Annotated in this window: 13 protein-coding genes; 7 read left to right on the forward strand and 6 right to left on the reverse strand. The window is 70.7% G+C overall.

From position 1 onward, the window contains the following. Nucleotides 1-47: 47 nt before the first annotated feature. Entirely contained in the window at nucleotides 48-2,834 is a 2,787-nt protein-coding gene (locus H5407_RS11270; RefSeq protein ID WP_183104546.1) for an alpha-1,6-glucosidase domain-containing protein, read from the reverse strand. 183 nt (nucleotides 2,835-3,017) lie between these two features. Between H5407_RS11270 and H5407_RS11275 the strand changes: the two genes are divergently transcribed. The 3 genes from H5407_RS11275 to H5407_RS11285 all read left to right on the forward strand — a co-directional run bounded on the left by H5407_RS11275 (nucleotide 3,018) and on the right by H5407_RS11285 (nucleotide 9,843). Further along, complete coding sequence (locus H5407_RS11275; RefSeq protein ID WP_183104547.1) at nucleotides 3,018-4,583, forward strand: alpha-amylase family glycosyl hydrolase; 1,566 nt, start codon at nucleotides 3,018-3,020, stop codon at nucleotides 4,581-4,583. A gap of 13 nt (nucleotides 4,584-4,596) precedes the next feature. Beyond that, nucleotides 4,597-6,465 carry a glycoside hydrolase family 13 protein gene (locus tag H5407_RS11280; protein WP_183104548.1) on the forward strand — a complete coding sequence of 623 codons (1,869 nt, stop codon included), beginning with the start codon at nucleotides 4,597-4,599 and terminating at the stop codon, nucleotides 6,463-6,465. A 177-nt stretch (nucleotides 6,466-6,642) separates the two neighbouring features. After that, nucleotides 6,643-9,843: an AAA family ATPase gene (locus tag H5407_RS11285; protein WP_183104549.1), complete on the forward strand. Its 3,201-nt coding sequence runs from the start codon at nucleotides 6,643-6,645 to the stop codon at nucleotides 9,841-9,843. A gap of 6 nt (nucleotides 9,844-9,849) precedes the next feature. Here H5407_RS11285 and H5407_RS11290 read toward each other — a convergent pair whose 3' ends face one another. Both H5407_RS11290 and H5407_RS11295 read right to left on the reverse strand, forming a co-directional pair. After that, complete coding sequence (locus H5407_RS11290; protein WP_183104550.1) at nucleotides 9,850-13,596, reverse strand: hypothetical protein; 3,747 nt, start codon at nucleotides 13,594-13,596, stop codon at nucleotides 9,850-9,852. 27 nt (nucleotides 13,597-13,623) lie between these two features. Continuing rightward, complete coding sequence (locus H5407_RS11295; protein WP_183104551.1) at nucleotides 13,624-14,622, reverse strand: hypothetical protein; 999 nt, start codon at nucleotides 14,620-14,622, stop codon at nucleotides 13,624-13,626. A 250-nt stretch (nucleotides 14,623-14,872) separates the two neighbouring features. Between H5407_RS11295 and H5407_RS11300 the strand changes: the two genes are divergently transcribed. Then, nucleotides 14,873-16,096 carry a 6-phosphofructokinase gene (locus H5407_RS11300; RefSeq protein ID WP_404935620.1) on the forward strand — a complete coding sequence of 408 codons (1,224 nt, stop codon included), beginning with the start codon at nucleotides 14,873-14,875 and terminating at the stop codon, nucleotides 16,094-16,096. A 400-nt stretch (nucleotides 16,097-16,496) separates the two neighbouring features. Here H5407_RS11300 and H5407_RS11305 read toward each other — a convergent pair whose 3' ends face one another. From H5407_RS11305 to yegQ, 3 genes are all read right to left on the reverse strand, one after another. Further along, nucleotides 16,497-17,021 (reverse strand): ATP-binding protein, encoded by a 525-nt coding sequence (locus tag H5407_RS11305; RefSeq protein ID WP_183104552.1) that lies wholly within the window; start codon nucleotides 17,019-17,021, stop codon nucleotides 16,497-16,499. Between the two features lie 531 nt (nucleotides 17,022-17,552). After that, the gene (locus H5407_RS11310; protein ID WP_183104553.1) at nucleotides 17,553-20,015 is read right to left on the reverse strand and encodes a phosphocholine-specific phospholipase C; all 2,463 of its coding nucleotides are present in this window, start codon (nucleotides 20,013-20,015) and stop codon (nucleotides 17,553-17,555) included. A gap of 111 nt (nucleotides 20,016-20,126) precedes the next feature. Continuing rightward, entirely contained in the window at nucleotides 20,127-21,512 is a 1,386-nt protein-coding gene (gene yegQ, locus H5407_RS11315) for a tRNA 5-hydroxyuridine modification protein YegQ (protein ID WP_183104554.1), read from the reverse strand. Nucleotides 21,513-21,599: 87 nt separating this feature from the next. Here yegQ and H5407_RS11320 point away from each other — a divergent pair, with 87 nt between their 5' ends. The 3 genes from H5407_RS11320 to H5407_RS11330 form a co-directional block, all read left to right on the forward strand. Next, nucleotides 21,600-22,145, forward strand: coding sequence for a GbsR/MarR family transcriptional regulator (locus tag H5407_RS11320; RefSeq protein ID WP_183104555.1), 546 nt, complete (start codon nucleotides 21,600-21,602; stop codon nucleotides 22,143-22,145). A gap of 70 nt (nucleotides 22,146-22,215) precedes the next feature. Continuing rightward, nucleotides 22,216-22,689 carry a thiol-disulfide oxidoreductase DCC family protein gene (locus H5407_RS11325; RefSeq protein ID WP_183104556.1) on the forward strand — a complete coding sequence of 158 codons (474 nt, stop codon included), beginning with the start codon at nucleotides 22,216-22,218 and terminating at the stop codon, nucleotides 22,687-22,689. After that, nucleotides 22,686-23,472: NAD-dependent epimerase/dehydratase family protein (locus H5407_RS11330; protein ID WP_183104557.1), on the forward strand; the 787-nt coding region annotated here is incomplete at its 3' end. The genes H5407_RS11325 and H5407_RS11330, both read left to right, overlap by 4 nt.

Raw genomic sequence — 23,472 nt, forward strand, 5'->3', positions numbered from 1 at the left:
ATGCTGCCGCTGCCGCCCCGGGCGGCGATCGATCCGCCTGAGACGCCTCAGCGCACGAACACCGCCGCCGACCAGGCCGGCACGCGCAGCTCGCCCCGCGCGGCGTCCATGCGGGCGGTTTGCCGCAGCGCCGCATCCGCCGCTTCGACCCGCGCCAGCACCGGATGCAGGCGCCAGCCCCTGCCCGCTTCGGCCCAGCGCCATCGTGCCGATTCGCGGCCCGCGTTGAAAACAATCAACAGCTCGCGGAAGCCCGCGCCGGGCAGCCCCTGCCCTTGCAGCCGCGCCACCAGCACGGTGGGCGGGGCGCCCTGGGGAAGACGCGGGAAGCTGAGGCGCCGCTGCACCTCCTCCGCGCTGCGCAGGTGAAAGAGGCTGGAGCTGGCGCGCACGCGCAGTTGGTCCAGGAACATGTCCCGGGCCAGGCGGATGTCCTGGGGGCGCGGCTTGATCCCGGGATCCGCCAGCAGCCCGCGGTACAGGGGCCAGGCGCCGGCGTTGTCGGCCGCGGGCGGCAGGCCCGCGCCGAAGCCGTTGTCCTGCAGACTCCAGTCAAGGCGGTTGAACCAGTCACCCGAATCGAAGCTGTTGCGGTCAAGAGACTTGGACCGCAGGATCTCCATGCCCGCATGGAAGTAGGCCACGCCCTGGCTGTAGGCCGTTACCGCTGTGGCCAGCAGTTGCGCCCTCACCCGCTCCTCCCGCGAGACCTGGCGGGGCAGGCGCAATGCATGGTTGTCGAACAGGGTGTGGTTGTCGTGGTTCTCGGCGTAGTTGACGACCTCGGCCGGCTCGCTGGCATAGCCGGCCGGCTGGTCCCCGTAGGCGATGTCAGACAGGGAGCGCGTCACACCGTGCCAGTCCCTCAGGCGGTAGCTGCGCAGGCTGCCGGCCAGGCCCACGCGGACCAGGTCGGCCGCCTCCTGCAGCGAGGCCAGGTTGGCCGGCTCCGCCACGCCATTGGGCGCGCTGAAGAGGCCATTGCCCCAGCCCTGGCGCACCAGGCCGGCCGCCGAGCCGTCACCCGGCGAGCCGCCGCGCAGGGCGTCCCGCGCCCTGTCGCTGAAGGTGCCGATCCCGCTGCCGTTGAGCGACAGCTGGCTGGCCTGCACGAAGCGCGCACCATGGGCCACCTCGCCGAAGTTCCAGCCCTCGCCAATCAGCGGCACGGCATGCCCCAGCTGCTGGCGCAGGCGCGCGGCAATGGCCTCCATCACCGCTCGCGGCTGGTGGCCCATGAGGTCGAAACGGAAGGAGTCGATGCCATGCTTTTTCGCCCACAGCAGCACGGAGTCGCTCATCAGCTTGGCCATCATCCGGTGCTCGGTGGCGGTGTTGTCGCAGCAGGTGGAGCGCTCGACGCGGCCCTCGGCGTCCAGGCGCTGGTAGTAGCCCGGCACCACGCGGTCCAGCACCGAATGCAGATGCTGGCCAGACGCCGGCGTGTGGTTGTAGACCACGTCCATGCCCACCCGCAGGCCCAGTCCGTGCAGGGCCATGACCATCTGGCGGAACTCCAGCAGGCGCTGCCCGCCGGCATTGGCATCGCTGGCATAGCTGCCTTCCGGCGCGCTGTAGTGCAGCGGGTCGTAGCCCCAGTTGTAGCAGTCACGCGAGGCCAGCGCGGTGACGGCGGCCTGCTGGGCCTCGCTGTCGGGTGCGGAGGCAGGCACGGCTGGCTGGGTGCAGTCGCGCTCGGGGATGCTGGCGATGTCGAAAACAGGCAGCAGGTGGACATCCGTCATGCCCGCCCGCGCAAGCCGGCGCAGGTGCTGCACCCCCAGGGATCCGGACTGCGCAAAGGCCCCGTACCGGCCACGAAGGGCCGGCGGCTGGCTGGCGTCATGCCAGGAGAAGTCGCGCACGTGGAGCTCGTAGATGCTCATATCCGTGGGGGCGGCCGGGGGAGGCGGTCGGCGGTGCGCCAGCCAGCCCGGCGGCATCCAGGCCGCGTCATCCAGGTCGGCGATGAAGCTGCGGCGGGAATCGGCATTGAGGCTCACCGCCTGTGGGTCCGTCACCCGCTGGCGCAGCAGGCCCTGGCCAGGCACCAGCACGTCCACGAGGAAACGGTAGTACTGACCGCGCAGGTCTTCGTGGGTGGACAGCATCCAGCTGCCACTGGCCGGCTCCCACACCATGGGCAGCATGCGCGCGGCGGGCGACTCGGCATCGGGATACAGGCACAGCTGCACCTGATGCGCCGTCGGGGCCCAAAGGCGCAGTCCGCTGGCCTGGCTGCCTGGAGTGAACAGCGGACCATAGGCCAGGTGCTCGGCCGCCTCGGCATAGCGCGCGTCCAGCGCGCCGGGCAGTTGCAGGCGGCTGGCCTCCAGCACGCGCCCCTGACCGTCCTCGCGCAGCAGCAGCAGCTCGGCGCGCAGCCAGCGTTCATCCAGGCCCAGGTCGGGCGGCAGCTCCAGCACGCCGCCCTGGCGCAAGTGCGGGAAGCGCCGGGCCAGCGACTGCGCAAGCGCCGTGCCGCGCCGAACCGGCAGGCTGGCATCGACGCCCTGCACAGGCGCCCCGGCCACCGCCTTCAGCCCGCCTCGCCAGGCGGCCACGAGGCGCAGTGCCCCCTCCGCCGGGAGGCCGGGCCACTGGAGATGCTGCAGGTCCAGCGCATGGGCCCGCGCCGGCCATTCGGGCGCGCCAGGCGCCGGAGCGCGCAGCACGGAGGCCAGCCCCGGCTCGTCGCAGACCCCCGACCCCTCACCCTGGGGCGCCGGCTCGACGGCCTGCACGGCCGCAGCCAGCAGGCCCAGCAGAAAACCCGCCCCCGCACGGGCCAGGCGATGGGACGCAGCAGTTGCGGAAGACGGGCGAATGGCCATGTTGACGATGCGGTGGGAGTCCGGGATTCCTGACGGTGGCAGATCAGGTAGCGCGTCAAATAGTAGCAAAACTACATACAAAGAAAACCAGGGTTTTCAGGATTTTGGTTTGCAACTATGCTGTCTTCCAGTAATTCATCCGAATCACTGCCGCCCATCATGTATTTCAACTACAAACTTGTCATGAGCAGCTGGCTGGGCTGCCTGAGCTTTTGCGCTGCGGCTGCTCCCCAGGACGCCCCGCCGCCAGACTGGTCACAGGGCGTGTTCATGGAAGTCTTCGTGCGGGGCTACCAGGACAGCGATGGAGACGGCATCGGCGACCTGCGCGGCCTCACCCGGCGCCTGGACTACCTCCAGCGCCTGGGTGTCACCGGCCTCTGGCTGATGCCCATCACCCGCAGCGCGGACCATGACCACGGCTACGCCATCACCGATTTCCGCGGCATCGAGCCCGACTATGGCAGCCAGGCCGACTTCGACGAGCTGCTGCGCCAGGCGCACCGCCGTGGCATCGGCGTGGTGATGGACTACATCCTCAATCACAGCGCCCGCGAGCACCCGAATTTCCAGGACAGCCTGCGTCACCCGCAGTCGCCCTACCGCGACTGGTACGTCTGGCAAGACCCGGCCCCCGTCGATCTGAAGGACTGGGACATCTGGGGCCACACACCCTGGTATGCCGACCCGGACCAGGCCCAGGCTGGTGCGCGCTACTTTGCCACCTTCGGCCCGCACATGCCGGACTTCAACCTGCGCAACCCGGCCGTCATCGACTATCACCGCGACAGCCTGCGCTTCTGGCTGGACCGCGGCCTGGATGGCTTCCGGCTCGACGCCGTGCCGCATCTCATCGAGAACAGCGCCAGGGACTGGAACGATCAGCCCGAAAGCCGCGCACTCACCGCCGAGTACACGCGGCTGATCCGCAGCTACCCCGGGCGCTTCACCGTTTGCGAGGCCACCGCCAGCCCCACGGCCTATGCCAGCCCCGAGGTCTGCGGCAGCGCCTTCGACTTCGGCCTTGAGAAGCTGATCCTGGGCGCGGTCCGCGGCGAGGCCGAGGCCCTGGCGCCGCTGGCCAGGCATTTCGAGACCACCCCGCTGAACATGGCCACCATGCTGGCCAACCACGACATCTTCGCCGGCGCCCGCGTCTGGGACCAACTGGGCGGCGACGAGGCTCGCTACCGCCTGGCCGCCGCGACCTACCTGCTGCTGCCGGGCATTCCCTTCCTCTACTACGGCGAGGAGATCGGCATGGCGGGCATCGAAGGCCCGGGCGACGTGCCCCTGCGCGCGCCCATGAGCTGGAGCGCCGACGCCCGCGGCTTCACGCAGGGCCGGCCCTTCCGCGCCGTCTCGCCCAATGCGGCCACGCACAATGCGCAGGCCCAGGCACGCGATCCTGCCTCGCTGCTGAACCACTACCGCGCCCTGATCGGCCTGCGGCGGGCGCAGCCGGCGCTCAAGCGGGGCGACTACGTCCAGGCCTTCCAGGACGGCAGCGTCATCGGCTTCCAGCGCCGTGCCGAGGGCCAGACCCTGCTGGTGCTGATCAACTACGGCATGCAGGCCTGGCAGGGCCTGCCCGCAGGCATCAGTGCCGACCAGCGCCTGCGCCCGCTGCTGCGCAGCGCAGCCCAGGCGCGGCTTGCGGCAGCCCGGCACCGCCGCCCTGCCGCCCTCCTGCGCACGGACCAGCTCCGACTGCCGCCGCAGTCCTTCGCCGTCTACAGCCTGCAATGAGAATGGTGCGACCATGCCCCTGCGTTCCGTCCTGAGCCGCCAGCCCTGGCTGCGCGCCGTGTTCCTGACCACCATCCTCTTCAGCAGTGCACATGCCATGACCCTGGATCACATCGAGCCCCGCTCCTGGTGGGTGGGCATGAAGCAGAGCAGCCTGCAGCTGATGCTGCATGGCAAGGACATCGGCCGATTGCAGGCCCGCGTCGCCCACCCCGGCGTACGCCTGCTGCGCCAGCAAGGCCTGGAGAGCCCCAACTACCTGGTGCTGGACCTGGACATCAGCCCTCAGGCAAGACCTGGCACCATGGCCATCGAGCTGCGCGAGGGCGAGCGCCTGGTGCTGAGCCATTCCTACCCGCTTCAGGCACGCGCGCCGGGCTCGGCCCAGCGCGAGGGCTTCGGGCCGCGGGATGCCATCTACCTCATCGTGCCCGACCGCTTCGCCAAGGGCCTCCCCGCACCAGAAGCCGCCGGCATGGCCGAAGGCGAGCGGCGCGAGCTGCCCGGCGGCCGCCACGGTGGCAACCTGACCGGCATGCGCCAGCACCTGGACTATGTGGCCGCCATGGGCTTCACCCAGGTCTGGCCCACGCCGCTGACCGAGAACGACAGCCGCGAGTACAGCTACCACGGCTACGCCAGCACGGACTTCTACCGCATCGACCCGCGCTTCGGCAGCAACGAGGACTTTCGCGCCTTCGCCGCCGAAGCCCGCGAGCGCGGCCTGGGGGTGATCCAGGACATCGTGCTCAACCACATCGGCGCCCGGCACTGGTGGATGCAGGACCTGCCCACGCGGGACTGGGTCAACCAGTGGCCGCGCTACACCGAGACCAGCCATTTCCGCATGTCCATCCAGGACCCCTACGGCACCGAGAGCGACCGCCGCGCCTTCAGCGACGGCTGGTTCACGCCCAATATGCCGGACCTCAACCAGCGCCAGCCCGTGCTGGCCAACTACCTGATCCAGATGAGCCTCTGGTGGATCGAGTACGCCGGCCTCAGCGGCGTGCGCACCGACACCTACTCCTACTCCGACAAGGCCTTCCTGGCCCGCTGGAGCGCGCGGCTGCTGGAGGAATACCCGCGGCTGAACATGGTCGGCGAGGAGTGGAGCCCGCATCCTGCGGTGGTGGCCTACTGGCAGCGCGGTAAGCACAACCACGACGGCTATGTGTCCCACATGCCGAGCATGATGGACTTCCCCCTGCATGGCGCCTTGCTGGCCTCGCTGACGGAGCCGGAGGGTCACGACAGCGGCTTCACCAAGCTCTACGAGGCCCTGGCTCACGACTTCGTCTATGCCGATCCGGCGCGCCTGGTCGTCTTTGACGGCAACCACGACACCCCGCGCGTCATCGCGGCCCTGCACGAGGACCTGGCCCTGTACAAGATGGCCACAGCCTACCTGGCCATGACGCGGCGCATCCCGCAGTTCTTCTATGGCTCCGAGGTGCTGCTGAGCAGTCCGCGCGAGCGCGACGACGGCCTGGTGCGCAGCGACTTCCCCGGCGGCTGGGCCGGCGACGCGGCCAATGCCTTTACAGGCACGGGCCTGGACACCCGCCAGCGCGAAGCCCAGGACTGGCTGCGCCGCCTGCTGAACTGGCGCAAGCAGCAGCCCGCCATCCACGAGGGCCGGCTGGTCCACTACAGCCCGCGCGACGGCGTCTACGTGCTGTTCAGGCAGCTGGGGCGGCAGACCCTGATGCTGGTGCTGCACAAGGGCCAAACCGAGGCGCAACTGGACACCGCCCGCTTCCCCGAGATGCTGAAGCCGGGCCAGGCCTGGCGCGAGATCATGAGCGGCCGCCAAGGCCGCCTCGCAGGCCTCTTGCCCCTGCCCGCGCGCTCAGCCCAGATCTTCGAGCTGGGCGACTGAGCCCGTCCGCCAGCCCGGAATCATCCACGGCGCCAGGCGGGCAGCACCGCGGCCACTGTCGATTCAGACGATGGACGGCCGGCCTTGGCGCCTCCATACTGCGCGACAGAGGGGCCGGCGCCCAGCCACGGGATCCAGTGGCAAGACCTGCCCCCACCCCAGGGAGCCTTCGCCGCCGTGTCCACCGAACTGAGTCCGCGCGAACCATCGTCCGCCAGGCGGTTGCACCTGGCGGTCCTCTTCAGCGACCTCAGCGACTCCAGCCCTCTGGCCGCCCACCTGGAAGCCGAGGACTACCTGGAGCTGCTGGCCCGCGTGCGCGACTGCTGCCGCAGTGCCGTCGAGAAGCATCTGGGCCTGGTCGTGCGAATGCAGGGTGACGGGTTGCTGGCGGTCTTCGGCTATCCGCAGGGCGGCGAAGACACCGCCCGCCGCGCCACCGAGGCCGCCCTGGAGCTGCATGCCGCCGTCGCCCGCCTGCAAGCAGCCGAGGGCCAGCGCCTGACGCCCCTTCAGATGCACAGCGGCATCCACGCCGGGCTGACCCTGGTGATCGAGGGCGACTTCGAACGCGGCCGCCTGGACCTGCTCGGCGAGCCGCCCAATATCGCCGCCCGCCTGTGCGAGCAGGCCGAGGCCGGCGAGGTCTGGGTGAGCCAGGCCGCCCTGGGTCCCGAGCTGCACCAGTTCGAGCACCGCCCCGTCCAGCGCCTGCCCCTGCGCGGCCTGGCCGAACCGCTGCCGGCGGTCTGCATCACCCGGCGCGGCCAGGTGCTGACCCGGCTGGCCGCCCGCGAGCGCCAGGGGGCACTGCCCTTCATTGGCCGCGAGGACGAACTCCAGGACCTGCGCCATTTGCTGGCCCAGGCCGCGGCCGGCCGGGCCCGGACCGCCCTGGTGCACGGCTCGCCCGGCCTGGGCAAGACGCGGCTGTGCGAGGCGCTGATCGCAGAGGCCCGGCAGCAGGGCTGGCGCATCCATCGCGGCTATTGCGACGGGCATCTGCACGGCGAGCTCATGCAGCCCTGGATGCAGCTGCTTCGAGCCTGCTTCGGCCAGCCCGAGCTCAGCCCTCAGGACCAGCTGCCGACCGCCCCGGATCTCGCCGCCCTGCTGCAGGCCCTGCCGCCCGAGCTGCAGGTCGATGCCGCTGAGTGGCTGGAGGCCCTGCGCCCGCAGGCCCGGCCCCCCGGCACCGAGCAGTCGTGGCGGGACTGGCTGCCCCGCCTGCCCGCGCTGCTGAGGGCGCTGGGGCGGCAGCAGCCGCAGCTGGTGTTCCTTGACGACTGGCAGTGGGCGGACCAGGCCAGCCAGCAGATCCTCGAGCACCTGCTGCGCCAGGACGAAATGCCGCTGATGATCCTGCTCACCAACCGGGAGGCCGAGCTGGGGCCCGTGCAAAACCGCGGCGACTTCCACGCACTCGCGCTGGGCCCGCTGTCGCTGCAGGACTGCCGCGGCGCCATCGCCCAGTTGCTGCCGGGGCTGGACCCCTTCCTGGTCGAGCGGATCCATGTCCAGGGCGGCGGCAATCCGCTGTACATCGAGGAGCTGTGCCACTGTGCCGCCCAGCTGCCCCGCGGCCAGTTGGCCCAGCGCCTGGAGGAGCCGCGGCCGACCCATGGCTCCTGGACCGCCCAGGAGCTGCCCTGGCTGCGCGGCCTGGTCGAGGCCCGCCTTGAGCGCCTGCCGGCCGAGCACCTGGCGCTGCTGAAGACGGCGGCGGTGATCGGCCCCCATCTGCCCCTGTGGCTGCTGCGGCGCCTGTGCGCCGGGGACACAGCGGACACCGAGGCCGCGCTGGCCAATCTGGCCCGCCACGACCTGCTCTATCCAACGCAGACGCCCGGCCAGTTGCGCTTCAAGCATGGCATCACGCGGGAGATCGTCTACCAGCTGGTGGGCGCGCCGCAGCGCCGGGAGCTGCACCGCCGCATCGCCGAGCGCCTGGCCGATGCCCAGGCCGAGGCGCAGGCGGCCGAACCCGCCGGGGAGTCCGCTGGCTGGCAGTCCGCCCTGGCCTACCACCACGCCCATGCCGGCGACTGGCCCGAAGCCGCGCTGCATGCCGAGCAGGCCGGCGAGCGCGCCGAGCAGAGCGCCGCCCCCGATCGCGCCCGGCACTTCTACCGCCTGGCCCTGGACGCCCTCGCGCAGTGCCCGCCCAGCGCCGAGAGCTATGCGGCGCAGGTGCGCTTGCTGCAGCGCCTGGGCCTGACCTGCGTCTTCGACCCTTCACCCGAGGACCTGCCCTATTTCGACCGCGGCTCGGTGCTGGCCCGGCGCAGAAACGACCCGGCCACCATGACGCTGACCGTCTTCTGGCGCGGCTATGTGGCATACGCGCTGGGCATGACTCAGGCCGCCGTGGTCCATCTGCGCGAGGCGCTGCAGGGTCTTGAGCAGCTCAGCGCTGCGCCCGCGCAGGAGGGCCGTGCCAATGCCTGGCTCCCCATGCTGGTCCAGGCCCAGGCCACGCTGGGCCAGGCCCTGGCGGCAGCAGGCGAGTACGAGGCCGCGCTGAACCTGATGGACAGCGCCATTGCCATCAAGCGCCAGCACCGCAGCGGCGCCAGGCCGGCCGTGGGATCCGCCTACGCCCTGGCCTGCAAGGCCGCCGTGCTGGGCGACTGGGGCACTTTCGACGAGGCGGCCGAGTGCTTTGCGGAGGCCCGCCAAGCCATCTACGGCGCCGGCCATGAGGTCGAGGGCTCGGTGCTGTGCCTGCTGGCCCTGGTTCAGCTGTGGCAGGGCCGCTGGGCCGAGGCGCAGCAGTCGGCCAGCCAGGCGCTGCAGATCGCCCAGCGGGTGCGCAACCTCTACGTCTTCGGCATGAGCCGGGCCCTGCTGAGCCGCGCGCAATGGCGCCAGGGCGCGCCCGGCAGCGCCAGCGCCCAGCGTGCGCTGCAGGCGCTGGAGGACGCACAGCAGTGGCTGCAGTCACGCCGCAAGCGCCTGTTCGGCTCTCTGCTGCATGGCTGGCTTGCCGAGGCCTACATGGTCCAGGACAGGCCCGCCGAGATGCGCCACCAGGCCGCCCAGGCCTTGCGCCGGGCCCGCGAGGGCGACCTGCTGGGCGGCCCCACCGCCCTGCGCGCGCTGGCCCTGGCCGCCGCGCGCGGCTATCTGCTGAATCCGCCCGAACGCTACCTGGCCCAGGCCCAGGCCCTGGCCAGGCGCCGCGGATCCCTGCACGAGACGGCGCTCAATCGCCTGTGCCAGGCGGAGGTCCTGGCTCTGCAGGGCGACAGGCCCGCCGCGCTGGAGCAGCTGGAGGCCGCCGAGCCGCCCCTGCGCCGACTGGGCATGGACTGGCACCTGACGCAGCTGCAGCAGCTGCGCACCCGCTGCCAGGGCCAGGCTGAGGGCGCTGGCTGAGCGCCCTCAGTCCAACGCTGCCGGCGGTGCCAGCATCCACAGGAGCTGCGCCTGCGGGCCGACCTGCAGCCCCGCCCCCAGCAGCCCGGCGCTCATGCCCAGCAGCAGGCCCAGGGCCGCCTCGTAGCCTGGGCAGGCATGCAGGGGGTGCGTGGCGCCGTCCTGCCGCCGCCCTCCGAAGACCAGGCTGAGGTCGGCGGGGCAGGCCTGCGCCGTTGTGCCGCCGGCCTCGCGCGCCAGCCACTGAACCTGGGTGCCGCTCATCAGGCCCAGCACGACGCGCCGCCCCTCGGCGACCTCAGCGACGGGGCCCAGGGCATGCGCTTGGCGGACCGTGCGCCAGATAGCGTCCGGCACGGGATGGCGCAGCAGGGCCTGCTCCAGCCAGGGGCGCAGCAGGGGCTCGACCTGGGCCAGGCCCTGCTGCGCGGGTGCACCCAGGGCCAGCAGGGCGGCTCGCGCCAGCCACAGCCGCTCGTCGTTGCGGCTGTCCATCAGGGCGCGGCGCCAGCAGCCGTCCACCGTGGGCAGGAAGCCCATCAGCACGCCGATGCAGATGCTGGCCAGGGCCGCATCGCTTTCCCCCGCCAGGGCGGCAAACAGGCGCCGGCTGAGCTGCCCCTGCAGCGAGGCTGGATCTGCCCGGCCACGCGCCACCCAGGCTGTCACGGCAGTCAGCAGCTGGCGGCCATGACGCTGCCCCAGCTCCTCGGCCACCGTCCGCTCGGGCAGGGGCTGGAAGAAGTAGCGAGAGGGCGTGTCGAAGTGCCCGGGACAGCGCGGCAACGCGCTGCTGTCCGCCTGCCAGGCCCAGTCGCGCGTGGCGGCCTGGACATGCAGCCCGTCCGGCAGCCCGAACCAGTGCCTGGCCAGGCGGGCCAGCACCTCGTCGCTGAGCCGCTTGAGGTCCACGGGCATGCGCTGCGGCCGGCTCGCCGGGGGCTCGCCCGCCCCTTCGTTCCACCATTGCCGCAGGACCTCAACAACGGCGCGCCGGCTCAGCCCAAAAGCCTCGTCCCGGCTGACTCCGGCGATCAGGGCATTGACCGGGGCAGCCAGGCGCTCGTAGTCCGGCCCCGCATCCAGCCCCAGAAAGATGGGGCCGATGGACTGGCGCATGCGGGCCTGGTAGCCACTGACGGTGTAGTGCCCTGCCTCGTCCTGCAGGACCCGGTGCAGCAGCTCCGGCGAGCCGACCAGCACGCCGTAGTCGGTGCCGGTATCCAGGGCGCCACCATGCAGCTCCCGCACGGCGGCCCAGAGCTTCTCCGGCACGCCCTGCCTGCGCGCCACCAGGTCCTCCAGGCACTGTTTCCAGCCCGCGGCGCCCAGGGCCTTGAGCGGGCCCTGCAGCTGGCGAATGAGGGCCTCGCCCTCGCGGGCAGCCTCGGAGGGCTCCGGGGCCTGCACCGCGTCGGCCAGCAGATGGCGCAGTGCGGGCAGGCTGGGCATGAAGGCGTACAGCCCCCACTCCAGCTGGACGAAGGGCTGCGGCTGCAGGGACTGCGGGCTGCCGTCAGGCTCCTCGTCCAGGAAGACGCGGATCACCTGCAGCTGCCCGTCCGGCAGCTCGCGGGCGAAGCGGAAGCTGCGGCGCTCCCACAGGCTGGGCACGCCCAGCAGCGGGTCCGCCTGAGCCGAGCCCAGGCCGCTGGCATTGCCACCACTGATCCAGCGCTGCACCACCTCGAACTGCTCGGCAATGCTGGCGACGCAGGCCATGAAGACCAGACCGCGTTCCTGCGCCGGCAGCGTCCCGCCCAGCTCCTGCGGCCGTAGGTCAGGCCCGTAGGACATGCCCCGGCGCAGCAGGCGCGGCACGGGCTCCCGGCCGCCCATCGCATGGGGATTGGGCGCTCCCTCACGCGGGTTGGCACGCCGAATGTGCGAGGCCAGCGGGCAGCGCAGGCCTTCGGGGTCGGCGCGGTAGTCGAAGTCATTGGGACCCGGCCCCTCCGGCGTCACCAGGGGCTCGCCGGAGGGCTTGCGGCCCATCATGGCGGTCTTGAGTTCGTCCACGCTGACGCGGATGCCCTGCCCCGCCAGGCGCGCCGCCTCGGCGGTCAGGCGCCGTTGCAACCGTTCCGGGAACTGGCGCAGCTTGCGGATCACGAGAAAGCTGCCATCGGCCAGCACAGGGTCCTCGGCCAGGGCTGAATCCGCGTCGCCCCGGTCATTGGCATGACCGAGCAGCAGCTCGCCCAGGGCCAGCTCGTCACGCGGACGCGGCGCCGGGCGGGTACTGAAGACGGGCTGGCTCAGCCCGTCGGCAAAGCCGAAGTGCTCCACCACCCCTTGACCCTCGGGCCGCCGTGTGCCCAGGGTCTGGCGGCGCAAGGGCTCGGCGGCGAGCACCGTCAGGCCGGGCGCCGACTCCGCGGCCTGCAGCTGGGTGATCAGCGGATGTCCGGGGCACAGCCGGTGATCCTCGGGCGTGCCCGGCGCCATCACGCGCCACTGCAGGATGAGGTCCACCTCGGCGAGCTCGATGCGGGCGGCCAGACTCGCGTCCCCTGGCGGCACCGCTGCGCCATGGCGCAGCGGGCGCCGCCACTGGGTGGGGTGATTGCCACGCAGGTCGCCCAGCAGGTCGGCCCGGGCCTCCATGCCCTCGCAGAACTCGCGCGGCAGGCGCGCCAGTGTCTCGGCCCCCGGGCCCAGCTTGCGCAGGCCGGCCTCGGTCAGGGCCAGGTTCAGCACGGGCTGTTCCGGCGTCGCAGCCTGGCGTTCCAGGGCCGGCAGCTGCGAGACCAGCCAGCGCCGGGCGGTCTCAGGTGCGCTGAACTTCAGGAGCAGCAGCAGGCCGTGGCTGGCATCGGGATCCGGCCGCAGCAGGCCGGCCTGCAGCTGCTCGGGCGCGGGCGGTTCGCGCGGGGGCCTGCACGGACGCAGCGAGCGCGGCGGCGGCTGGAAGAACCAGGCCAGCTCGGTCCGGTACTGCGCCTGCAGGCCGGCATCCTGAGCCAGCAGACCGCGCAGCTCGGGCTCGCGCAATTCCACCAGCAGGTCCTGGGCCGCGCGCAGCAGCACGAGGTGGTCACGGTCTTGCGGATCGGGCGTGACGGCGAAGAGGTCCGTCAGCGCATACAGGCCGGCCAGCGCCTCCAGGCCGCGGGCCAGGGCCATGCCGGGCATCAGGCGGGCCTGCTGCCGGGCCGTCTGGCTGGGATGCGGCAGACGCAGCCGGGCAATGGCCTGCTCCGCCACCTGCTGGGCCGGGCAGGACTGGCGAGCGCCGGCACCCTCGCGCTGCAGGCGCTCGACGTCGGCCAGGTAGCGCAGGTCCCCGACGGTCAAACCGGAGGCGATGTAGAAGAAGCCGGCCTGCACCTGGCTGGCGCGTATCCAGGCCATATAGGTCTCGGAGCGGCTGTCCGCGGCCAAGGGGTAGCCCTCGCAATGGCAGAAGATCACGTCCAGCAGCGGTCCCAGATCACGCCAGACTTTGCGGATGTAGGGCTCCCAGCCACTGTCGAAGGTGACGGCCAGCAGCAGCTGCTGGCTGGGCTCGAGGATGGCCAGGCGGAAGCTGTGGATGGTCTGGACGCGGGCCACCACGTCCGTGAAGGCCGAGCCCTGCTCCTGTTCCCGGGCCCGGGAGCGCGCGGCCATCAGTGTGGCGAAGAGCAGGCGCAGGCGGGAGGCGTAGCTGCAGGTGTCACCGCTGGGCACGAAGCCGCGCTTGAGCGGAGCCAGCAGGGTCAACTCCGTCATGCCCTGCAGGTGCAGGCTGCTCGCGATGGCTGCGGTCATGGCGGACTCCGGGGTGCATGGCGCTGATCAGGACCATAGCAGCGCAAGCACGCGTCCACCTGCCGTGTTCATGGGACGTACATACCCCAGCAAACGGCCCTGCAGGTCCAGGCACAGGGCGCCGCCCGCCATGGCGGCGGGGCTGGCGTCATGGCACCACATCTTGTCCTGCCGCTGCAGCAGGGCCAGGCACAGCTGGGGCGGCCACCCGGGATCGGCGCCCAGCAGCAGCACCGGGCCCGCCTGCGCCTGGCCCAGCAATGCCCGGTCCAGCAGGGGCGCTGCGGGTCCTGCCTGCAGCAGCATGGCCGGCTCGGATGATTGCGGTGCGCCGCCAGGCCGCGGCAGGGTCTGGCCTTCGGCACAGCGCAGACCCCGCCAGGCCTCGCTCTTCAAGGCCTGGAAGCGGGCCTCGGCACGCGAGGGCTCGTCCGCGACATGCCGAGGCAGGGGGCCCAGCAGCCAAGGCACGGCAGGATCGATGGCCTCATCCAGCGACACCAGCTGCCCCCCGCCGAGGTCCAGGACCAGGCCGCAGGGCACCCAGGACGACCCGCTCGGGCCCGCGCCTGCCGGCACGGCCCGCCAAAGGCATAGCAGGCGTCGAGCCCAGGCTTCCAGGGCCACCGTGGGAGAGGACGCCGCCGGCCCCGCACCACCGGCTGCGCCGCGCCAGAATGGCAAGCCCTGTGCTGGCGAGTCCAGGCCCGTCCAGTGCCGCCAGCCGGGGCTGCATTGCAGGCGCTCGCGGCTATCGACGCAGAGGCCGAGCTCGCGGCCCAGCGCGTGCAGCGTCACGTCCTGGGACCGCAGACGCAGCTGTCGCAGCAGCCAGGGCAAGACCTGACCCTCAGCCTCCGCCAGCTCGATCCAGGCTTCCGGCGGGCTGCAGGGCGGCAGGTGGGCCAGGCCCTCGGGCAGGCTGGCCGCCAGCAGGCCTTCGGCTTCCAGCTGGCGCAAGACCTGGCCCCATTGGCTGCGCTGGCGCCCGGTCAGATCCAGCGTCCCTGGCCTCAGCCCTTGCATGCCCCCACCTTCGCCACGAAGTGCACCACCTGCCCCTCCTGCGCCTGCCCGGCCAGCCGCGAACCACCGCCCCAGGGCCATCCGCCGCGGAATTCTAGGAAGGCGAGTGCTTGGACAGCTTCGGCCCATCCACCCGCTTGAGGATGCGCTTCCCATCTTGCCAACAGCCACAAGTTGGCCCCCCTGCGTGCCAAGACGGCCGCCATGGTGTAGAACGTCAGCCAGCGTCCGTCCACCCAAGGAGCCCTCCGTGAGCATCCCCGCCGCCCGCAAAATCCTCGTCGCCCAAGGGGGCGGCCCGACAGCCGTGATCAACCAGTCCCTGGTCGGCGTGGTGCTGGAGGCGCGGCGGCACCGGGGCATCGACCTCGTCTATGGTGCGCGCCACGGCGTGCGGGGCATCCTCAACGAGGACTTCGTCGATCTCACCCAGGAGACCAGTCACAACCTGGAGCTGGTGGCCGGCACCCCCGCCTCGGCCCTGGGCTCCACACGCGACAAGCCCGACCTCGCCTACTGCCAGAAGATCTTCGAGGTGCTGCGCGCGCACGGCATCGGCTACTTCTTCTACATCGGCGGCAATGACAGCTCGGACACCGTGCGCATCGTGGCCGAGGAGGCGCGCCAGGCGGGCTATCCGCTGCGTTGCATCCACATTCCCAAGACCATTGACAACGACCTGGTCGGCAGCGACCACACGCCCGGCTTCCCCTCGGCCGCCCGCTTCGTGGCTCAGGCCTTCGCAGGCGCCAACCTGGACAACGCCGCTCTGCCCGGTGTCTACGTGGGCGTGGTGATGGGCCGCCATGCCGGCTTCCTGACCGCGGCCTCGGCCCTGGGCAAGAAGTTCGACGACGACGGCCCCCACCTCATCTACCTGCCCGAGCGCGTCTTCGAGATCGAGCGCTTCCTGGCCGATGTGAAGGCGATCCACGAGCGCCATGGCCGCTGCGTGATAGCCGTCAGCGAGGGCATCCACGACGCCAGCGGGCAGCCCATCGCCGCCCGGCTCGCCAAGGACCTGGAGCACGATGCCCACGGCAATGTGCAGCTCTCGGGCTCCGGCGCCCTGGCAGACCTGCTGTGCGAGGAGATCAAGACCCGCCTGAAGATCAAGCGCGTGCGCGGCGACACCTTCGGCTACCTGCAGCGCAGCTTCGTGGGCTGTGTGTCCGACGTGGACCAGCGCGAAGCCCGCGAGGTGGGCGAGAAGGCCGTGCAGTACGCCATGTGGGGCGATCGCGACGGCTCGGTGTCCATCCGCCGCAATGGCTACTACTCGGTGGACTACGAGCTCCTGCCCCTGGAGGCGGTGGCCGGCAAAACCCGGGTGATGGAAGACCACTTCATCAGCGACAGCGGCACCGACGTCACCGACGCCTTCCGCCTCTACCTGCGCCCCCTGCTGGGCTCGGGCATGCCTGATGCGTTCAGGCTGCGGCCGAATCCGGTGGCAAGGGTGCTGAAGCCCTGAGGCTGCCGTGCTTGCGCTTCAGCGCCTTCAGCGGCCCTCTTGCGGCGCGGGTCTCCTCGGAGCGCTGCTCGCGGCACAGCCATCAGCCCCCCGAGACCCGGGCGACAAGGGCCGCGGTGAGAGGGACGCCCTGCGTCGAATGCATGGGCTTCGGCATTCTTGAGAAGCCTGCGCGATCGACCTAGGCGCAGAGCTGCCTGTACTTGCTTGCAAGACAGATGAGACCGGCAGTGATCGATCGCCAGGCCCCTGCCTCCGATGGAAAGTAGGCCGAGGCAGCCGCGCAAACCGTTCTCCCGAAGTGCAAGCGCCGCCGGCCACCTGTCCGCGCGATGCTCTTGAGTGAGGCCTGCATTCTGGCGGAAATCCAGGAACCCCATGCCGGGGCCCGACCGGCCGCTCAGCCCTGGCGCAGCGCACCCGAGGCGGTGCAGATCCGCTCGACGGCGTACTCGTCCCTCTCCCACTCATCCGCGGGTTCCCACAGATCGCTCGCCAGCTCGAAGATCGGATCCGGCACCACCATGGAGAAGGTCGCCCCCTGCTCCACATTGCGCCGCTGGACGCGAGCCCGGCGCAGGTCCCGGGGCGCATCCAGCTCATACATCACGAGCTCGATGCCTGCGTCCAGCACCTGTCGGCAGAAGGCCCTGCGCGTCTGACGCTGGATGAGGCCCAACTCCAGGATGACATCCACCCCCGAGGCCAGCACGGCGTGGCTATGCGCCCAGATCAGCGCCAGCAGCCGCTCCTTGCGCTCCACGTACCAGGAGATGAAGTCGCCGGCCGGGCGGTCCGGGCTGAACAGCCGGGCGAACCAGGCATCCAGCGCGATGTGCACGCCGCCGCTCCGTGCGGCCATGGCGGCGGCAAAGGTCGACTTCCCTGCCCCCACGGGGCCTTCGATCAAGCGGACGATGGGCATGGCCTTGATCCTCTGGATGGCTAACCACTTTTCTGAGCGCCACGAATCTAGCATGACCGGAAGCGCCAACCCGCCCACGCGCTCCTGCCTCCCAGCCGGCCACACGGCAAGACCTGACCCTCAGGCCCCAGGCCGAGGTGCCGTCATTCGCGAGCCTCACCTCCACCGGGCCGGCATGTGCCAGCAAATCGGAGGCACCGGGCGTCGATCTCGGCAGGGCAAGGCGAATATCGGACGCGACCTCTCGCCGGGAAACCGCCCGGCGGCACGCGCTCCATCCACACCCCAACCAGAAGACCTGCCAAAGGACGAGCCAGAAGGCGAGCCGGGGATCATGCTCGAACGGCGCTCCTGCCGGTCTGTGAGGCGGAGAAAGCAAGCCGGCCTCACGCCGAGGATACGGCCGCCCGCTTCAGGAAACAGGGCTGGCTGACCAGGCAGCGCAGCCCTCGTTCCGGGTTGCGGACGGCCGCGCCGGCCGCAGCGGTGCCCGTCGTCAGCGCCGACGCTCAGCACGGGCTCAAAGCAGGATCAACGCACGCTCAGCGCCAGGGCCGGCGCGGCTTGGCCATAGCCGTCGTCCAGGAACAGGCCCAGCAGGTAGTCACCTGAGGGCAGGTCGCCCAGGGCCTGGCTGCCGGCCGGTGCGCTCACGTAGTTCCACTTGAGCGAGGAGGTGCTGCCCGGCGTGTCGCCCTTGCGGTAGGCGCCGATCCAGTGCCTGGCTCCGGCGGGCAGCCCGGTCCAGCCGAGGGTGACGCTCTCGCCCACGCGGCATTGCGTGGCGCTTGCGGTGAAGCGGGGCGCAGCCGGCAGGCCTGGCAGTGCGGGCGAGGCTTGGGCGACGGCCTGACCGCTGAGCACGGGATCGCTGAAGTCCAGGCCGGCGCCTTCGAGGTGGCCCGCGAAGCGTCGCCAGTAGCGCGCGTCACCCTCGACCGTCAGCCCCAGGTCATACCAGCCGCGGCTGTTGGACAGCGGCCGGGTGAACTCGCGCGCCTGCCCGGGGGCCAGGTCCACGCTCAGCACGGCTGCATCGCCATAGGCCATGTCCTTGAGCTGCAGGCGCAGGGCCTGGCTGCCGGCATTGGAAAGGCGCAGGCGCACGCTGGCGTTGGCTGCGTCCTCCTCCAGGCTGAGCTCGGCCCGGGTCGTGCCGGCACCCAGGGCACCTGCGAACTCGCGAAGGAAGCCGTTGGCACCCTGCACCCGCAGGTGGTAGGCCGGGCCGGACCAGTTCCACACCTCCAGGTCCACCCGCTTGCCGGCTTCCACGGTGTAGTGCCAGGGCCCATCGCCGCGCAACTGGGATTGGACGATGAAGCTGGCCCCCACGCTGCCGTGGTTGGCAAAGCTCAGGCCGAACTGGCGGGCGTCGCCCTGCACGGCACCGCTCACCACGGAGCGGTAGGGCAGGGGGCAGGCAGGCCGTGGCGGGCCGGACAGCACCTCCTGGGCAGGCAAGGGCTGCAGCGCTGCCGGCAGGGCCTCGCGCGAGCCCCAGTTTCGCGGGTAGCTGGCGCTCAGCGGCACGCTGGCCGGCCAGCGGGCATCCGCGGTGCCCAGCTGCAGGGCACTCAGGAGATCGCCGCACACCGCGCGGCGCCAGGGGCTGATATGAGGGCACTGGACGCGCTCGCGCGGCAGCCCCCGCCCCTGGACCAGCCACTCCTCAAGCAGGCGGATCAGGGAGGTGTGGTCCGCCAGCTGCGAGTTGACGCGGCCGCCCTTGGTGAAGGGAGAGACCAGCAGCATGGGCACGCGCGGGCCCAGGCCGATGGGCTCGCTGCCATAAGTCTCGCCGGCCGTGCTGACGGTGCTGCGCCCCTGCTGCGCGCTGAGGGGCGGCACGGGGGCGGGCATGTGATCGAAGAAGCCGTCGTTCTCGTCATAGGTCAGCACCAGAAGGGTCTTGGCCCAGACCTGGGGCTGGTCCACCAGCGCAGCCAGCAGGCGGGCGCTGAAGTGCTCGCCTGCATTGGGCGTCTGCTCCGGGTGCTCGCAGTACTCGGTGGGGGCACAGATCCATGAGACCGCCGGCAGCCGTCCTTCCCTCACATCCTTGGCGAAGGCATCGATGAGGAACTGCCCGCTGGTGCTGCCCACGCCGCCCGGGCCCGAGCCCGGCGCCATGGCCCGTGCCCGCTGGTACAGGGGCGAGGCCGGCGCCAGCTTCGCGCCGCTGGCGTCCACGCGGTAGCGGCGGAAGTACTGGAGGTAGTTGTCGCCGTAGTTGTCCCATTCCTGGTAGACCTTCCAGCTGACACCCAGGCCGTCCAGTTGCTCGGCATAGCTGGGCCAGCTGATGCCGGTGGCGGCGCTGTTGTCGTTGGCGATGTCGGCGTTGTAGATGCCGCCGTTGACGTTGTAAAGCCTTGAGTCGCCGATGCCCGTCACCACCCCGCCGCTGTGGCCACTGAGGGCGTAGAAGCGATTGGGGTCCGTGGGGCCGAAGATGGAGCAGTGGTAGGCGTCGCAGACGGTGAAGGCATCGGCCAGGGCGTAGTAAAACGGCAGATCCTGGCGGTTGAAGAAGCCCATGCAGCGCGCGCCCTTCCTCGGCACCCAGGCGTTCCAGTCCTTCCAGGTAGCCTGGCTGCCCTTCCAGGAATGGTCCAGGCCCACGCGCAGCGCGTTGGTGTTGCGCACGTCGAAATGGTAGGGCACGACGTCCGCCGTGCCGTTGGGCTGCTGCCAGACGGGCTTGCCCGAGGGCAGCGACACTGCCCGTGGATCACTGAAGCCGCGCACGCCGCCCAGGCTGCCGAAGTAGTGGTCGAAGGAGCGGTTCTCCTGCATCAGGAAGACCACATGCTCGATGTCCGCCAGGCTGCCGCTCAAGCGCTGCGCAGGCACGGCCAGGGCGCGGGCAATGGTCTGGGCAAAGCCGGGGGCGGATGACAGGGCCGCCGCGGCCCCCAGCAGCAGGCCGCGGCGCGAGGGGTTCACCCCTTCGTCGGGCGAGATCGAGGAATCGAGGGAATCGGGGGCCATGCTGTCTCCTGGCGGTCTGCTGCCGCAAAAAAGCAGGAAGTCTGTGCGGCGACCGAGGCCGGCGCATGAAGGCGCCATTGGTCCCTTCGGTCCATCACCCCCCTGGACCGATCAGAGCAGCCGCGCCAGCAGCCCACCTTCGGCAGGCAGGCCCAGCGGCACCCAGACGCGCACCGGATCGCCCGGGGCCACCTGCACGGGCTCGCCGTCCATGTTCTGCATCTGCGTCAGCTCGACAATGCGGTTGCCGCTGGGGTGCAGCAACTCCACGCGGTCGCCCACGGCGAAGCGGTTCTTGGCCTGCACCTGGACCCAGCCGTCCTCGCGAACGCCGGTCACCTCGCCCACGAAATGGCTGCGGTGCAACTCGCTGTGGCCGCTGATGTAGTTCTGGTAGTCCTGGGCCGGGCGGCGCTCCAGCAGGCCGCCGGTGTAGCCGCGGTTGGCCAGGCCTTCCAGCTCCAGCAGCAGCCCGGGATTGAAGGGGCGGCCGGCCACGGCGTCGTCGATGGCACGGCGGTAGACCTGGGCCGTGCGGGCCACGTAGTAGAGGCTCTTGGTGCGGCCTTCGATCTTCAGCGAATCCACGCCGATGCGCGCCAGGCGCTCGACGTGCTCGACGGCGCGCAGGTCCTTGCTGTTCAGGATGTAAGTGCCGTGCTCGTCTTCCATGATGGGCATGAGCTCGCCGGGGCGGCCCTTCTCCTCCAAGAAGTAGACCTTGTCCGCCGCCGGGTGGCGCTGGCCGCCGCCGCAGGTGGAGAAACTGCTCTCGGCCTCGGCCTGGGCCTCGGCGAAATTGAAGTCGGCGTCGAGCGTGCCCACGGGGACGGCCTCGCCGGAAGCCGAGTCCTCGCGGGCCGGCTGCGTGCCGTACTCCCAGCGGCAGGCGTTGGTACAGGTGCCCTGGTTGGGGTCGCGCCGGTTGAAGTACCCCGACAGCAGGCAGCGGCCCGAATAGGCGATGCACAGGGCGCCGTGCACAAAGACCTCCAGCTCCATGTCCGGGCATTCGTTGCGGATGGCCTCGACCTCGTCCAGGCTCAGCTCGCGCGAGAGGATGATGCGCTGCACCCCGGCCTTCTGCCAGAACTTCACTGCGGCCCAGTTGGTGGTGTTGGCCTGCACGGAAAGGTGGATGGGCACCTTGGGGAACAGGCCCTTCTCCATCTGGTCCAGCACCTGCATGATCAGGCCGGCGTCGGCCATGATCAGCGCATCGGGCTTGAGCTCCACCACGGGCTGGATGTCGCGCAGATAGGTGCGGACCTTGTCGTTGTGGGCGATCAGGTTGCTGGTGACGAAGAACTTCTTGCCGCGCTGATGGGCCTCTTCGATGCCCTGGGCAATCTGCTCCAGGCGGAATTCGTTGTTGCGCGCGCGCAGGGAGTAGCGCGGCTGGCCGGCATAGACAGCGTCGGCGCCGAAGTCATAGGCGGCGCGCATCTTGGCCAGGGAACCGGCCGGGAGAAGGAGTTCGGGGGCTTTGAGGCTCATGACGCTATTGTCCCTGCCCAGCCCGGCCATCGATAGGCTTCAAATTTCTGTATTGACAGAAATTGCCGACGAATTAGACTGAGGGCCATGGAACTCAGCAGCAGCGCACGTCGATTCATCATCCACTGGGGAGAAATGGGCACCGCCTGGGGGGTCAACCGGACCGTGGCCCAGATCCACGCCCTGCTCTTCTTCCACGGCCGGCCGCTCAACGCCGAGGAGATCGCCGACACCCTCAACGTCGCCCGCTCCAACGTCAGCACCAGCCTCAAGGAGTTGCAGAACTGGAAGCTGATCCGGGTGACCCACCAGTTGGGCGACCGGCGCGATTTCTTCGAGACCTCGGTCGATGTCTGGGAGCTGTTCCGCACCATTGTGCGCGAGCGCAAGGAACGGGAGTTCGACCCCACCGTGCGGGTGCTGGGCGAGATCGTCGCCGACCCCTCCTTTGCCGGCGAAAGCCCCGACGCCCAGGATCGCGTGCGCGAGGCCCTGCGCTTCATGGACACCCTGGGGGCCTGGTCCGAGGAGATGCTGCGCCTCTCCCCCAACACCCTGGAGAAAGTGCTCAAGATGGGCGCCAGCGTGCAGAAGTTTGTGCGCGGCGAGGGCAAGCCGGGTGGCACGGCCTGAGGCGCTCGGCCTGATCTCGCTGGCTGCATTTTTGCCTTTCAATTTCTGTTACTACCGAAATGTCAGACAAATGAATACTCAAAACATCAGGGACGCGGCCCTCTACCCGCTGACGATCTACTTCGACGGCTCCTGCCAGCTCTGCAGCGCCGAGATCCGCAACCTTCGGCTTCGCGACACCCACGGCCGACTGCGCTTCGTAGACTGCAGTCCTGCTGACTTCGTCTCCCCGGTGCCGGGCGCCGACCGCTCGGCGCTGATGAATGCCATCCACGGCGTTGGCGCACAGGGTCAGGTCTTGCGCGCGGTGGCCGTCTTCGACGCTGCCTACCGCGCCGTGGGCCTGCCCTGGGTGAGCCGGCTGCTGAGCCTGCCGATGATCCGCACGCTCGCCAACCGGGCCTACCCCTGGTTGGTGCGCAATCGCTACCGAGTGCCGCGCCCGCTGATCGCGGCCTTGTTCGAGCGCGCGGCACGCCGGGCCGCGGCCCGGGCGGCCTGCAGGAGCGGCAGTTGCGAGCTTCCGCCGGAGGCCCGGACATGAGCCCGCGTCCTCGCACGGTCCTGGTCTGCGGCGCCCAGGGCTTCATCGGCCGGCACATCGTCGCCCGGCTGCAGGCGGCTGGCTTCCTGGTGCGTGCCGGCATTCGGGAAGGGTCCACCAGGGCCCTGCCGGCCGGCGTCGAATCCTGCCCCATGGACTTCGCCCGCGACACCCAGCCCGAGACCTGGCATGCCCGCTTGGCTGACTGCGAGGCCGTGATCAATGCCGTGGGCGTGCTGCGCGAGCCACGCGGGCAGGCGATGGACGACATCCACCACACCGTGCCTGCCGCCCTCTTCAGCGCCTGCGCCAACACGGGCGTGCGCCGCGTGCTGCAGGTCTCGGCCCTGATGCCGCCCGACAGCCGCACGCGCTATGCCCAGAGCAAGCGCCAGGCCGAAACCACGCTGCTGGCCCTGCGCGCTGAAGGACGCCTGGATGCCTGCGTGCTGCGCCCCAGCGTCGTCTTCGGCGAGGGCGGCGCGAGCACGGCGCTGTTCCAGCGCCTGGCCCGCCTGCCCTGGCTGCCCTGGCCAGCGCAGGCGGTGAGCCCGCGCATCCAGCCCATCCGCGTAGAGGACCTGGCCCAGGCCTGCGCCCGCCTGCTGGACGCCCAAGGGCCGCTGCCCGCCACGCTGGACCTGGTCGGCCCCGAGCGCTACGCCCTGCCTGCCTTCATCGCCGCGCTGCGGCAGCAGCAGGGCGGCAGGCCGGCGCATCTGCTGGTGCTGCCCGCCGGCCTGGGCGCGGCCTCGGCCTGGCTGGGCGACCTCTTGCCTCGCC

It is taken from the genome of Mitsuaria sp. WAJ17 (assembly GCF_014174515.1).
Taxonomy (GTDB): Bacteria; Pseudomonadota; Gammaproteobacteria; order Burkholderiales; family Burkholderiaceae_C; genus Roseateles_B.

Coding starts and splice junctions, on each gene's coding strand:
- yegQ (WP_183104554.1), bottom strand. CDS start 21,512: ATGAGCCTCAAAGCCCCCGAACTCCTTCTCCCGGCCGGTTCCCTGGCC.
- H5407_RS11295 (WP_183104551.1), bottom strand. CDS start 14,622: ATGCAAGGGCTGAGGCCAGGGACGCTGGATCTGACCGGGCGCCAGCGC.
- H5407_RS11305 (WP_183104552.1), bottom strand. CDS start 17,021: ATGCCCATCGTCCGCTTGATCGAAGGCCCCGTGGGGGCAGGGAAGTCG.
- H5407_RS11310 (WP_183104553.1), bottom strand. CDS start 20,015: ATGGCCCCCGATTCCCTCGATTCCTCGATCTCGCCCGACGAAGGGGTG.
- H5407_RS11270 (WP_183104546.1), bottom strand. CDS start 2,834: ATGGCCATTCGCCCGTCTTCCGCAACTGCTGCGTCCCATCGCCTGGCC.
- H5407_RS11290 (WP_183104550.1), bottom strand. CDS start 13,596: ATGACCGCAGCCATCGCGAGCAGCCTGCACCTGCAGGGCATGACGGAG.
- H5407_RS11325 (WP_183104556.1), top strand. CDS start 22,216: ATGAATACTCAAAACATCAGGGACGCGGCCCTCTACCCGCTGACGATC.
- H5407_RS11275 (WP_183104547.1), top strand. CDS start 3,018: ATGAGCAGCTGGCTGGGCTGCCTGAGCTTTTGCGCTGCGGCTGCTCCC.
- H5407_RS11320 (WP_183104555.1), top strand. CDS start 21,600: ATGGAACTCAGCAGCAGCGCACGTCGATTCATCATCCACTGGGGAGAA.
- H5407_RS11280 (WP_183104548.1), top strand. CDS start 4,597: ATGCCCCTGCGTTCCGTCCTGAGCCGCCAGCCCTGGCTGCGCGCCGTG.